Raw genomic sequence first — 12,768 nt, forward strand, 5'->3', positions numbered from 1 at the left:
TGCACTTCGTTAGAGGCTTCAGTAACGTTAAGCCATATTCAGTTTAAATAATTAATAATTTGAGGAAATCGTTATGTGGTTAAAAGCGTCCGCACTGGCTGTCGGCATTAGCTTGCTTGCCAGTCCCTATACTGCTGCCGAGGCAGAAACATTTAAAGCCGAAGATATTTTTCAGCTTGAATACGCCAACCAGGTAACCATCTCCCCGGACGGTAAATACATCGCTTACATCAGAACCAGTTTTGACGATATGAAAGATTCTACGCGTGGTTCATTATGGCTGATTGAGACCGACACCGGTGAAGCTTTACCCATTTTTGACGATGGCCATAGCTACGGCAACCTCAGTTGGTCCAATGACAGTGGTCGACTGGCTTTTACCTCAAACCGAAACGAGAAAAACCAAATTCATGTTTATTGGGTGGAACAGCAGAAAGTCGCCAAAGTGTCGCAGGTGCATGAATCGCCTTCGAGTTTAAGCTGGTCAAACGATGACTCAACGATTGCCTTCATGATGTCAGTAAAAGCACCGCCGACTGATTTCGCCAAATCAGTAAAAATGCCGAGCAAACCTGAAGGCGCAGAATGGTCCGGCAACCCGGTCATCGTCGAAGAAACTTATTACCAACGGGATGGCAAAGGTATTTTAGATCCCGCCCACCAACAGGTTTTCACCGTGCCAGCACTGGGTGGTACAGCCCGGCAGTTGACGGAAGGACCTTACAGCCACCGCGGTCCACTAACCTGGACAGCCGACGACAGTAGCATCGTATTTTCAGCTAATCGCAATGAAGATTGGGCGTATCAAGTTAATGAAAGCGATCTTTATTCGGTGTCTGTCAATGATAAGAAGCTAAGCCAAGTCACTGATATCCCTGGGCAGGAGCATTCGGCTCAGTTTTCGCCTAATGGCGAGCGGCTGACCTACTTACATAGCGGTAACGAGCCGGTGCCATATCATAAAAGTCAGCTGTGGGTTATGGATTGGGACAGCCAAGACAGCCAACAACTGCAAACAGAGTTAGACCGTTCATTCAGTAATCCGCAGTGGACAGGGCAAGAGAGTATTGCAGTACAATTTGCAGACCGTGGTAAAAACGTGATTGCGTCGGTTTCTCTTGACGACCAGATGACCCGTCTTACCGACGATGTCGGTGGAACTTATGTTAGCCGCCCTTACACCATGGGCTCATTTAGCGCCGCCGAAAATGGTGCTATTGCTTATACCCAGGGCAGCGCTTATCGACCTGCGGACGTTGGTTTCATCAATCCAAACGCTGAGCTCACAGCGTTAACCGCGCTGAACGAAGATTTACTCGGCTATCGCGAATTGGGTGAAGTTCACGAAATTGAATTTGAATCTCGTTACGACGGAGAGCCGATTCAAGGCTGGTATATTACGCCTCCGGGATTCGATAGCAGTAAAGAGTATCCTTTACTACTGGAAATCCACGGCGGGCCTCACCTATCTTATGGTCCGCACTTTGCTGCCGAGCACCAGCGTTACGCAGCCGAAGGCTACGTTGTATTGTATGTTAACCACCGCGGCAGCACCTCGTACGGCAAAGATTTTGCCATGCTACTCGATGGCAACTATTCCTCTCCGTACGATTTTGCTGATCACATGAGTGGTGTTGATGCACTTATCGACAAAGGCTTTATCGACAGTAACAACCTATTTATTGCGGGTGGCTCGGCAGGTGGCATCGCCACCGCCTATGCCGTTGGTATGACCGATCGATTTAACGCAGCGGCCGCCACTAATCCGGTGATCAACTGGGTCAGCAAGGTGCTTACTGCGGATAGCTCGGTAGGACAAATTCATAACCAGTTCCCTGGCATGCCCTGGGAAGAGATAGAGCACTATTGGGAGCGTTCGCCGCTATCACTAGTCGGCAATGTTAAAACCCCTGTGCTGTTATTTACCGGCGAAGATGATCGGCGCACACCAATCTCAGAAACCGAACAATTTTATCAGGCGCTTCAATTGCAACAGGTAGACACCGCTATGGTAAGAGTGCCCGGCGCCTCTCATGGCGTGACTGCGCGGCCGTCTAATATGATTGCTAAAATTGAACACGCGCTGGCGTGGTTTGCTAAGTATAAACAAGACTAATGCAGGTGACGGAATCTCAACTCGTTACTTTGGGGCCTGCCGGCACGTTCTCGGAGCTTGCCGCGCAGACTTGGTTAAAGCAGCAGTCTCTGGATTTAACGATTAACATACAGGACTCGTTGCCGGCCGTTATCGAGGCCGTCAATGAGTCACAGCTGGGGCTTACACCGATAGAGAACCTCAGTGAAGGCTTTGTCTCGCCAGTGGTTGACTCGTTGGTGCATAAATCGCTGCACATTATTGCCGAATTAACCCTACCGGTAGAGTTTCAGATTCTAACCAATCACCCCAAGCCAAGGTCAATTTATGCACAGTTCGTGGCTGCCGGTCAGTGTCGAAAGGCACTCCAGCAGCTGGCATTACCTGTAACCCATACCAGTAGCAATAGTGAATCGCTAAACAGCCTACTGGGGACATCGGAACCCTCTGCTGCGCTTGTGCCAAGCCATATACAATGTCCTGATCAACTAACTTTATTAAGCTCACGAGCGGCCGACATCGCGCATAACGAAACTCGCTTTGTGGTATTATCAGCAAATAATTTGGCCCCTGCATACGACCCCAACAGACGTTGGAAGAGCAGTGTGCTGTTGATTGATGACAACGACCATCCAGGACTGTTGGTGGATAGTTTGTCGGTTTTTGCGCGGCGAGCCATAAACTTAACATCAATTGTTTCGCGGCCAACCGGCGGCGGTTTTGGTCAGTACCACTTTTTCATTGATTTTGATGGCCATATTCAACAGCCTCACGTGCAAGAAGCCCTGGAGCAGCTTGCTAAATTAAACCATTTACGCTGGTTGGGCAGTTACCAAGCTGCTTAACCCGATACTTTTAAAAACAGGAGAGTACATGTCACTGGACGTTATAAAGCATGAGCCAAACCAACCGGCCGACGCAGTAATTATCTGGCTACACGGACTTGGCGCATCGGGTAATGATTTTGTTCCGATGACTGAACATTTGCAGTTTGACAATGCCAACCTGCGCTTTTTGTTTCCTAACGCTCCGCAACTACCGGTGACAATTAATCAGGGCATGGTCATGCCTGCCTGGTACGATATTACTGACATTAGTATCGATCGTACGATAGACAGCAAGCAGCTAAGAGAGTCTGCGCAACAGGTGCATGCATTAATTGATCAACAAATAGCGGCAGGAATTGATAGTCGCCGTATTATTATTGCTGGTTTTTCGCAAGGTGGCGCGGTCGGCTACGAAGCGGCATTAACCTACCCTAAAGCATTGGGTGGCTTAATGGCCCATTCGACTTACTTTGCAACGGCCAACGATATACAGCCAAGTGACGCGAATAAGGCGTTGCCGGTATTGGTCCAGCACGGCACCCAAGATCCGGTTGTACCGGAAGCATTGGGCCGTAAAGCCGCAGACGAGCTAAAAAGCCGCGGCTATCCGATGACTTATCAGACCTACCCCATGCCACATTCGTTGTGTCTGGAGCAGGTACAGGATATGAAGCAGTGGCTGGCGGCACGGTTCAACTAGATTACCCGCTACGCCAATACCTGAAGCTCGTTACACCATTGTGAAGCGAGCTTCTCGCCCCGCTCAAAGGTATCGATCATAAAGTTTACATGCCCGACTTTGCGGCCCGGTCGGGGGTCTTTACCATACCAATGACAATCAGCTGCCGACGCCTCCCAAAGGACTTCTGGCAAGCCATCAACACCGATCGCATTAATCATCAGTGTCGGCGCTACTAAAAAGTCCGGTAGCGGTAACCCGGTAATACAACGAATATGCAAATTGAACTGGTCACAGTTGGCACCGCTCATCGTCCAGTGTCCAGAGTTATGGACTCTGGGTGCAATTTCATTAACCAACAATTGCTGATTATCTCCATCACCCACCACAAAAAACTCGATAGCTAAAACGCCAATGTAATCAATGTGGTCGGTTAGCTTCTGATGATATTCCTGCGCTTGTTGTTCTAAAGCTTCCGAAAACTGCTGAGCACCGGCCATGCTATAGGCTAAAATTCCGTCCTGATGGACATTGACCGTCAAAGGATAGCCACGCTGTTCGCCGTGATGATCGCGGGCAGCAACAACAGATACCTCGTGAGTAAACGCGATCATGTCTTCAACGATACCTGCCCGCTGTCCCGCATCCATCGCCAGCGGCGAAATATCTTGTCCTGGCTTCCAACGCCACTGACCTTTACCGTCATAACCGCCCCGAGCTGACTTAATAACAACCGGTTTTTCGGTGTTTTCCAGGATTTGCTGCAATTGCTCTGCATCCTCAAACGCCTGCCAAGGGGATGTCGGTATACCAAGCTCGTCACACAATGCTTTTTGCGAACGACGGTCAGTTAACTGTTTAAATCGCTCGGCTTTCAATAAGAATTTGTCCTGGGTCCGGCTAACAAGGTCATCAGCAAGGTGTTCATGCTCCCAGGTCACGACATCAGCCCAATTTTTGGCTTCGTCTAACGACAGGCTTAACGCCTGCTGACTGCCAAGCGCCATCACTTTATGTTCGCGATCACTGTAGAGCACACATTGATGTCCCTGCTGGATAACAGCTTTACCCAGCATTTGCCCCAACTGTCCGTTACCCAGAATCAGTATATTCATTTAGGCAGCTCCAGATCCGCATTGGCCATTACTTTATCGCGCTGTTGCTGACGAAACTGTATCACCCGCTCGCGCACGGTTGCATCGAAAGAACCAATTATCTGAGCGGCCAACAACCCGGCGTTAGCTGCTCCAGCGTCGCCAATTGCCAGGGTACCCACAGCAACACCTTTAGGCATTTGAACGATAGATAGTAGACTATCCATACCTTTTAACTGCTTACTGGCTACCGGAACACCAAGCACAGGGATTGCCGTATGCGCCGCTAACATTCCGGGTAAGTGCGCTGCACCACCGGCTCCCGCTATCACAACTTTGACATCGTCAATTTCTGCCTGCTCCATGTGCGACTTTAATAAGTCGGGCGTACGATGAGCAGAAGCCACTTTTGCCTGCCAGTCGACGCCGAGGTCATCGAGCATTAATGCTGCTTTTTGCATTGTTGGCCAGTCAGACTGAGAGCCCATAAGAATTAGAACGGAAGCCATGGAACACCTTTTTGATTGGGTAGATTTCAACCACTTGAAAAGCACGGAATTGTAGCCATCGCGGGCCAAAACTGCAAATAAATCGCAGCTTTTTTGGTCATCTGTTGGTAGCAATTTAGACCAATGGAGGGTGGCAATGAGATTATTTTAAGGTATGGTTTTAATCTGTTGATTTGTCTTTTAGAGGCCTTACTATGCTTTTATCCGCAGAAAATTCATTACTGCTGATTGTTGACGCGCAAGAGAAGTTATTACCGGCCATCCATCAACGCGACAACGTTACCTCTCGCATGCGCTGGCTATCGGAAATAGCTCTACAACTGAGTCTACCTGTACTTATAACTGAGCAAAACCCGAAGGGGCTTGGCTACACAGTGCCCAATCTGCAGGAAATAATCGAATCTGCAAGAGTGGTCGAAAAGACCCACTTTAGTGCGATGAAAGAAGAGAGTTTTCGAGAAGTACTCAGCGAATATAATAAAAACCAAGTGGTAGTGATGGGTATGGAAACCCATGTTTGTGTCATGCAAACAGCCATGGAAATGAAAGCAGAGGGCTATCAAGTTTTCTTACCTTCAGACTGTGTGGGCTCTCGTCGCCCCAACGACAAAGAAACCGCAATAGAGCGTTTACGTAATAATGGTGTGCATATTATTACTTCTGAAATGGCTGCTTTTGAGTGGTTAGAGAAGTCTGGTACCGACACATTTCGGCATATAAGTCGAAACTGGCTGAAATAATTTGGCTTTTCATTGACAGAGCTTTTGTAGTGTATATACTCGGAGGTGCTGAGAAAATTCGGCTATTGATTTGAGATTTGTGTACGAAGTCCTCCTTTTTGCTGTACCTCGTTTTGTAAGTCCAAGTAATACCTAAGTTTCTGAGCAATTGATTTTTAACATGCACTACGAGGAAATATCAGCATGTCTACTACGACTGGTAAAGTAAAATTCTTTAACGAAGCGAAAGGCTTCGGTTTCATCGAGCAAGAAAATGGCGCGGACGTTTTCGTTCATTTCAGCGCTATCCAAGCAGACGGTTTCAAAACTTTGGCTGAAGGCCAGCAAGTTTCTTTCACCGTAGCACAAGGTCCTAAAGGTCCTCAGGCTGAAAACGTCGTTCCTATGTAAGCAACGCGTTTAAAGAATTCTTAAAAACGCCGTTCTGGTTTCAGAGCGGCGTTTTTTTATGTGAAATACACTTAAATTTAGTAGGGTTTTAGCCGATAATAGCTTTATTGATACAAATCAACGCAGCAATGCTACTCAGCTAAGTTATAAAATTATGAGAGATAACGGGCCCGTAACCCAGAAAGAAAAACACATTCCCGCGCATTACCGGTTGGTCTCATCAACCGATTTAAAAGGGGTCATTACTCACTGCAACCAAGACTTTGTGGATATCAGTGGCTATACCGAGCAAGAGTTAATTGGCGCCCCCCACAACATTCTGCGTCATCCTGACGTGCCCGCTCCTGTATTCGAGAATATGTGGAAGACCATCAAACGGGGCAAGCCCTGGATGGGGCTTGTTAAAAACCGCAGTAAAAACGGCGACCATTACTGGGTTAGTGCGTATGTCACCCCGATAATGGAAAACGGTAAGCCAAAGGGCTTTGAGTCAGTCAGAGTCCCCACCACGGATGAACGAAAAGAGCGGGCAATGGCCGTCTATGCACGGTTAAATAGCGGTAAGCAACCGCTCCCAACAATTAAGCGCCTGTGGTTTTCAATTAAGAACCTGTCACCGGTGATAATACCTGGCTTATTATCTACAGCAGCGCTGTGGGCGGTATCCGGTGGTACAGCAGCGACAATTTCACTGGCAGCGACGCTGGTTTCTGCGGGCTTTTACCGCCACTACATCAGCTCCATGATGCAACGCCTTCTAGATAGCCGGCCAGAGGCTTTCGATTCCGAATTGGTCGGTATGACCTACTTTCCGACGCATGGCCGCGAAGCCAGGCTGGCCATGTTACTGCACAGTGAAGCGGCTCGAAATTATACCGCGCTAACTCGCATCAAAGACGCCGTTGCCGGCATTCTCTCAGTGGCAGAAGATACTCGTCAGCAAGCTCGTAACAGTCACGAACAAGTCGGACGTCAAACAGCTGCGACCGACCAAACTGCTACAGCAATGAACCAAATGGCTACGGCCATTCAAGAAGTCGCTGGCACCGTTGAAAAGAATGCTGAACAGGCTGACTTTGCCCGACAAAATGTTGAGCGCAGTGTCGCTCTGGCACGTGACGCCAGCAGCGTTATCATCGACTTACATAAAGCAGTAGAGCAAATAGCGACTACCGTTCAAGCTCTGGACGAATCGACAGGTGCGATTGGCGAGGCCGCTGATCTTATCTCATCGATAGCTGACCAAACTAATTTGCTGGCTCTAAACGCCGCCATCGAGGCTGCACGTGCGGGCGAGCATGGTCGGGGATTCTCAGTTGTTGCCGATGAAGTCCGAAACTTAGCCTCTCGGACTACCGACTCAACGGACAGCATTCACCAAGTCATCGCCCAGTTACGCGAGCGTGCAAAAGATGCCGTAGAAGTTTCTAAGCAGGGAGAATCTGCGGCAGCAGACGGCGTTGAGAAAGTTCGTAAAGCCGACGAGGCGTTAGGTGAAATTGCCGAGGCTATTGAGCAAATTGCAGCAATGTCGACGCAGATGGCATCAGCCGTAGAAGAGCAAAGTGGTGTGGCTGAGCATATTAGTGAGCAGGTCACCGAAATTTCGGACATTGGCCGACAAACCCAGAGGACCTCTGAAGACACAGAATCCTCTAGCCAAGAGCTAGAGAAGACTGTGAAGGAGCTCTATGAATTAATAGAGCGCTTTAATCTGAAGAATTAGTGTTTATCTTACCGTCGCTTTGATGAGATTCGCGTCGCTCTGCGGCGCGCGCTGTTTCCTCTAAGAATTCCACATCTTCTACATCAACTTTTGGAATTTCACCGCAAACATCACCACCCAGCTTGTTGACTGCCTGGCACAAATCAGAGACTTTTTGATCCAACACGTCGACATGATCAAGCATTCGACCGATTGCTGTAGCAACCGGATCCGGGTTATCTGCAGCAATGGCATAGGCATCAAAGCCATAAGCTTTAGCCATTTTCTTACGACGCTCTGAAGTTTCTTTGTCTATATCTGATTTCGCCACTCGAGCTGGAATGCCAACCATCGTAGCTTTTTCGGGAACATCTCTAACCACAACTGCATTTGAGCCTATTCTAGCGGCTTCACCGACGGTAACAGGGCCTAATACTTTAGCCCCAGCACCAATAACCACCCCATTTTTTAATGTTGGGTGACGTTTCCCTTTGTCCCAGCTGGTACCGCCTAAAGTAACCCCGTGATACAAAGTCACGTCGTCACCAATATCGGCAGTTTCACCGATAACGACACCCATGCCGTGGTCAATAAAGAATCGGCGCCCTATTTTAGCACCGGGATGTATTTCGATACCGGTCAACCATCTCGCAATGTTCGATAAAAACCGCGCTAACCAATACATCCGCCAACACCAAAGTTTATGGCTTATTCGGTGGAACCAGATGGCGTGCAACCCTGGGTAATTAAACAACACTTCAAACGCATTACGGGCCGCCGGATCACGTTCAAAAACGCTGCGAATGTCTTCCCTCATACCGCTAAAAAAGGCCATAATTTTTCTCTATCACTAGCCGAACTGCTTTAAGAGCTTGTTAACGTCAGCAAGAATCGCGTCTTTCATGCTAACTTCGTAGCCCTCTCGTTCTTTATCCATTTCCCGTATTTTCTTTTTAGGAAACTTCTTTCTATTTTCATGAGTTGGCATATGTTTAATTTTTTCATACATTTCATGCATTGCAGGATAGTCTTTCGCGTAATCATATTCCACCGCTTCTGGACGGTGATCAAGCAGCACAACAATACGTAAACAACCTTCGGAGAAAGGGCACTGTTCTTGCTGCATTGCCTTAGCAATAGTAATGATACTCTCGTCAATACGGTCTACCCGCTTCTGTACCGAGTCCCGACGAAGCTGATTTTGCTGCTTTAACCGGCGTAATAGTTTGCTAGCGTAAAACGCCAGTCCAACAATAATCAGTACACCCAAAATAATTATTAATAACATTGTCGCTGACATTAGTACTCCTCGTCGTCCAAGTCGTCTTCTATATCAATACCCAGTTGCTGTGCTAATTGTTCATAACGCTCAGACTTTTTATCCAGGTAACGCTGTTCATCCACGGTCAGCTCCTCACCCGCTTCAAACCGTTCGACTAATGCTTGTAGTTGAACATCTTGCTCTAATTGCTTGAGCTCTTCCGCGGGTGTGATTTCACTGGGAGTATTCTGTCCCTGCGGAGTCACTAATGGAATTTTTCGACGACTGCCTTTGCGTGGGTCCTGTTTTTCTGAAACCTGTTGCTCACTATGCGATTTTCCACCAGAGTGCCGTTGTCCCGGTTGATGCCCTTTGCCCTTTCGCTTGCCTTTAGCCGCTTTATCCGGTGTTTTTTCGTCGCGAGGCTTTTTACCGGGAGCTAGTGGACCCGGCTTTCTAGATTTCTTTTGGCGAGTCATACTCACTCCTTATCATGTGCAATATGCTTATTGTAACGCATTGCGGGATAATTCGTCAGTGAATGAGTGAAGAGAAGATGATGGGGATTAAAAAGAAAAAAGGCGATGCATTTGCATCGCCTGTCTCTCTCATATTTGGCAGCGCACTGCAGCTATGAGAATGGTTGTCACTGCTTCCGAGTTTTTATTGTGGTCTTCCGTAACCGGTCTTTTATTATTGTTTTTATTATATAATAAGGAGATCCATAGCCAAAAGCATTTTCACTCCCTGGATTATCGAACATTTTTTTGTTGTTCTTAATTATCGATAATCAATCTCGACCTCTTGTTATTTTTTTGTGTCGAGCAACGCCGTCTTTTTAATCAACGATCTTATTATTTTTAGCCTGAAGCCCTTCTTATAAATGAAGGTTTCCCTGCAGACGCTGTAAAGACTACTGCAATGAGATTTTTATTCAATGATTTTATTGATCTAAAAAACTGATTTTTTATTACTTTTTGTTGTAAAAGCGTATAGTTTAATAATTTCTATGCTTTTTGTTATGTTTTTAGGTCTTAAAAAAGGGCGGTTAAAACCGCCCCTCTATTAAATCAGTTTTTTAGTATAAACCGTGTAAGTACTTTGACAGTAACTCGATTTCTTCATCGGTCATTTTTTCAGCAACACCACGCATCATACCGTTTGGATCATTTGCTCGCTCGCCACTGCGAAACATCTTAAGCTGAGAAATAACGTAGGCTGGATATTGCCCTGAGATATCAGGGAATGCTGCTAATCCCATGCCGTTACCGCGCGGACCATGACAGCCTGCGCAAGAAGGGACTTTACTCTCCGGGTTGCCGCGCCGATATAAGTCTGCTCCTTTCGCAATCACGTCCTCAGCAGTGTCGCCCTTCGGTTCATCCTGAGAGGCATAAAACGCAGCTAAGTCAGCCATATCTTGTTTCGACAAACTGGCTACCTGACCCATCATAATCGCATTGTTACGACCTTCTTCGCCGCCAGTCTCTGATGCCGTTTTAAAATCCATTAACTGCTTATACAGATACTTTTCGTGCTGACCGGCAAGGTGAGGGTACATATCAGTAGGGGCCGTTCCCTGCGGTCCGTGACATGCCGCACAAACTTGTGACTTATTCTTACCTGCTTCAGGATCGCCTTGCTGGGCTAAAGCCACACCGGTTGATCCTAGAAATAATCCCAAAATAATCGCGAATTTTTTCATGTTTGCTTCTCTTGTATCTCTAGTGGCGAGCGTCGCCGACATACATCGCTATAAACAGTCTGCTATTTTACACAAAACTCGTGTGGATTAAATGATTAAAACACATTCAATACCGATTTGATCATTGGCTGATGGGTTGTAATCCGTCATAATGGAGGTTCGAATACGCCATTCCCAACAATAGAGTGAATCTTGCACCGTGCCGGATAGTAAACCAATTAACTACCAAACCGCTAAATTTATTACCAGCGCCCCGGATATCAGCAAGTTACCTGATGACACCGGCATTGAAATAGCCTTTGCAGGGCGCTCTAATGCCGGCAAGTCTAGTGCGTTAAACACACTTACACGTCAAAACTCACTAGCCCGAACCAGTAAAACGCCGGGACGTACTCAGTTAATCAATGTCTTCGAATTAGATAGTGGACAACGACTTATTGATTTACCCGGCTATGGCTTTGCTAAAGTTCCGTTGGCCGTTAAAGAAAAATGGCAACAGTCGTTGTCTGAGTATCTGCAAAGAAGAGACTCATTAAAGGGGTTGGTGGTATTAATGGATATAAGACATCCCTTTAAAGAAACCGATCAGGAACTTATTTACTGGGCCGTTAGCTGTGAAATTCCGGTTTTAGCGTTACTCACCAAAGCCGATAAACTGAAGCAAGGTGCCCGAATGAATATGGTGCTTAAAGCCCGTCAGGCGGCGATTGCCTTTAACGGTGATGTTACAGTAGAAGCGTTCTCGTCACTAAAGCGGTTTGGTGTCGACAACGTCGAAAATGTATTAAACCAGTGGTTTAACAATGACTCAGACGCACAATAACCCGCCTCTAAAAGCCTGGTTGTTGTTAGGGCTGTTAGCACTCATTTGGGGTAGTTCGTTTCTATTGATAAAAAAAGGCTTAATCGCATTCGGGGCGATGGAGGTCGGCGCATTAAGAATATCGTCAGCGGGATTAGTACTGGCCCCGTTAGTTGCTAAACGACTGCATCGGATTACAGCCAAGCACTGGGCAAAGCTGGCCAGTGTGGGTTTGGTCGGTAGCCTGATACCCGCCTTTATGTTTTCGATTGCACAAACTCAACTAGAAAGTGGTATTACCGGGGTATTGAACGCCCTGACTCCAATCTCAACTTTGATCATCAGCGTCTTATTATTCCACCAACAAGCTAAAGTCGCGCAGGTAATAGGCGTGCTTATCGGCTTGTTCGGCACCATCCTGCTAATGACAGCAGGAGCCAACGGTACCTGGACATTCAACGCCTATGCTTTACTGGTGCTAGTGGCGACAGTTTGCTATGGCCTGAATTTAAACCTTATTAAGCATAAGATATCTGATCTTAGCCCTTTGACAATAACCGGCGTGTCACTTTTGATGGCTAGTATCCCAGCCACGTTTTATTTGTTTGTCGGCACTGATTTTATTCAGCAAGTTCAGCAACCTGACGCCCTACTCTCACTAATATCAGTACTTGCCCTTGGCATTGTTGGTACAGCCGGCGCGCTGGTTATCTTTAATCATGTGGTGCAACTAACCAACACCGTATTTACCAGTTCAGTGACCTATTTAATCCCCGTGGTCGCAATGTTGTTAGGAATTCTCGACGGCGAACCTTTTTGGCTTCAACACGGCGTCGGTATGCTGGCCATTCTTGTCGGTGTTTGGTTTGCGAATCGAAAAGGAAGAAGCGGACTTGCGGGTATCCCCAGAAAAGAAAAAAGCCCGACTCAATGAGCCGGGCGAAAATATAATCCAGGGAGA

General features: G+C 47.2%; 14 protein-coding genes. 8 read left to right on the forward strand and 6 right to left on the reverse strand.

Annotated elements, in window-relative coordinates; all coding sequences use genetic code 11:
- The first annotated feature begins 73 nt into the window (after positions 1 to 73).
- From CWI81_RS08710 to CWI81_RS08720, 3 genes are read left to right on the forward strand one after another with little or no spacing between them, the layout of a single operon-like run.
- Positions 74 to 2,116 carry a S9 family peptidase gene (locus CWI81_RS08710; RefSeq protein ID WP_126784907.1) on the forward strand — a complete coding sequence of 681 codons (2,043 nt, stop codon included), beginning with the start codon at positions 74 to 76 and terminating at the stop codon, positions 2,114 to 2,116.
- Complete coding sequence (locus CWI81_RS08715; RefSeq protein WP_126784908.1) at positions 2,116 to 2,940, forward strand: prephenate dehydratase; 825 nt, start codon at positions 2,116 to 2,118, stop codon at positions 2,938 to 2,940. The genes CWI81_RS08710 and CWI81_RS08715 overlap by 1 nt, the downstream gene beginning before the upstream one ends.
- 28 nt (positions 2,941 to 2,968) lie before the next feature.
- The gene (locus CWI81_RS08720; protein ID WP_126784909.1) at positions 2,969 to 3,622 is read left to right on the forward strand and encodes an alpha/beta hydrolase; all 654 of its coding nucleotides are present in this window, start codon (positions 2,969 to 2,971) and stop codon (positions 3,620 to 3,622) included.
- Between the two features lie 8 nt (positions 3,623 to 3,630).
- Here the strand turns inward: CWI81_RS08720 and CWI81_RS08725 are convergent, their stop codons facing one another.
- Complete coding sequence (locus CWI81_RS08725) at positions 3,631 to 4,716, reverse strand: 5-(carboxyamino)imidazole ribonucleotide synthase (protein ID WP_126784910.1); 1,086 nt, start codon at positions 4,714 to 4,716, stop codon at positions 3,631 to 3,633.
- Positions 4,713 to 5,204, reverse strand: coding sequence for a 5-(carboxyamino)imidazole ribonucleotide mutase (purE, locus tag CWI81_RS08730; RefSeq protein WP_126784911.1), 492 nt, complete (start codon positions 5,202 to 5,204; stop codon positions 4,713 to 4,715). Before purE ends, CWI81_RS08725 begins: the two co-directional genes overlap by 4 nt.
- 194 nt (positions 5,205 to 5,398) lie before the next feature.
- On the opposite strand from purE, the gene CWI81_RS08735 reads away from it, so the two are divergent.
- The 3 genes from CWI81_RS08735 (at position 5,399) to CWI81_RS08745 (ending at position 8,060) form a co-directional block, all read left to right on the forward strand.
- Positions 5,399 to 5,944, forward strand: coding sequence for a hydrolase (locus tag CWI81_RS08735; protein WP_126784912.1), 546 nt, complete (start codon positions 5,399 to 5,401; stop codon positions 5,942 to 5,944).
- 183 nt (positions 5,945 to 6,127) lie between these two features.
- Positions 6,128 to 6,334, forward strand: coding sequence for a cold-shock protein (locus CWI81_RS08740; protein ID WP_006954095.1), 207 nt, complete (start codon positions 6,128 to 6,130; stop codon positions 6,332 to 6,334).
- A gap of 154 nt (positions 6,335 to 6,488) precedes the next feature.
- Positions 6,489 to 8,060 (forward strand): methyl-accepting chemotaxis protein, encoded by a 1,572-nt coding sequence (locus tag CWI81_RS08745; RefSeq protein WP_126784913.1) that lies wholly within the window; start codon positions 6,489 to 6,491, stop codon positions 8,058 to 8,060.
- Here CWI81_RS08745 and cysE read toward each other — a convergent pair.
- From cysE to CWI81_RS08765, 4 genes are all read right to left on the reverse strand, one after another.
- On the reverse strand, positions 8,044 to 8,874 hold the full coding sequence (gene cysE, locus CWI81_RS08750; protein ID WP_126784914.1) for a serine O-acetyltransferase: 831 nt from the start codon (positions 8,872 to 8,874) through the stop codon (positions 8,044 to 8,046). The two genes, CWI81_RS08745 and cysE, sit on opposite strands and share 17 nt — an antisense overlap.
- Before the next feature lie 15 nt (positions 8,875 to 8,889).
- The gene (locus CWI81_RS08755) at positions 8,890 to 9,339 is read right to left on the reverse strand and encodes a DUF2489 domain-containing protein (protein WP_126784915.1); all 450 of its coding nucleotides are present in this window, start codon (positions 9,337 to 9,339) and stop codon (positions 8,890 to 8,892) included.
- Positions 9,339 to 9,779, reverse strand: coding sequence for a Der GTPase-activating protein YihI (gene yihI / locus CWI81_RS08760; RefSeq protein ID WP_126784916.1), 441 nt, complete (start codon positions 9,777 to 9,779; stop codon positions 9,339 to 9,341). Before yihI ends, CWI81_RS08755 begins: the two co-directional genes overlap by 1 nt.
- A gap of 599 nt (positions 9,780 to 10,378) precedes the next feature.
- Positions 10,379 to 11,005: a c-type cytochrome gene (locus CWI81_RS08765; RefSeq protein WP_126784917.1), complete on the reverse strand. Its 627-nt coding sequence runs from the start codon at positions 11,003 to 11,005 to the stop codon at positions 10,379 to 10,381.
- Between the two features lie 199 nt (positions 11,006 to 11,204).
- Here CWI81_RS08765 and yihA point away from each other — a divergent pair, with 199 nt between their 5' ends.
- On the forward strand, positions 11,205 to 11,828 hold the full coding sequence (gene yihA, locus CWI81_RS08770) for a ribosome biogenesis GTP-binding protein YihA/YsxC (protein WP_126784918.1): 624 nt from the start codon (positions 11,205 to 11,207) through the stop codon (positions 11,826 to 11,828).
- Positions 11,809 to 12,741, forward strand: a complete 933-nt coding sequence (locus CWI81_RS08775) for a DMT family transporter (RefSeq protein ID WP_126784919.1) — start codon at positions 11,809 to 11,811, stop codon at positions 12,739 to 12,741. The genes yihA and CWI81_RS08775 overlap by 20 nt, the downstream gene beginning before the upstream one ends.
- The last annotated feature ends 27 nt before the right edge of the window (positions 12,742 to 12,768 follow it).

It is taken from the genome of Idiomarina seosinensis, assembly GCF_003987275.1.
GTDB classification, from domain to species: domain Bacteria; phylum Pseudomonadota; class Gammaproteobacteria; order Enterobacterales; family Alteromonadaceae; genus Idiomarina; species Idiomarina seosinensis.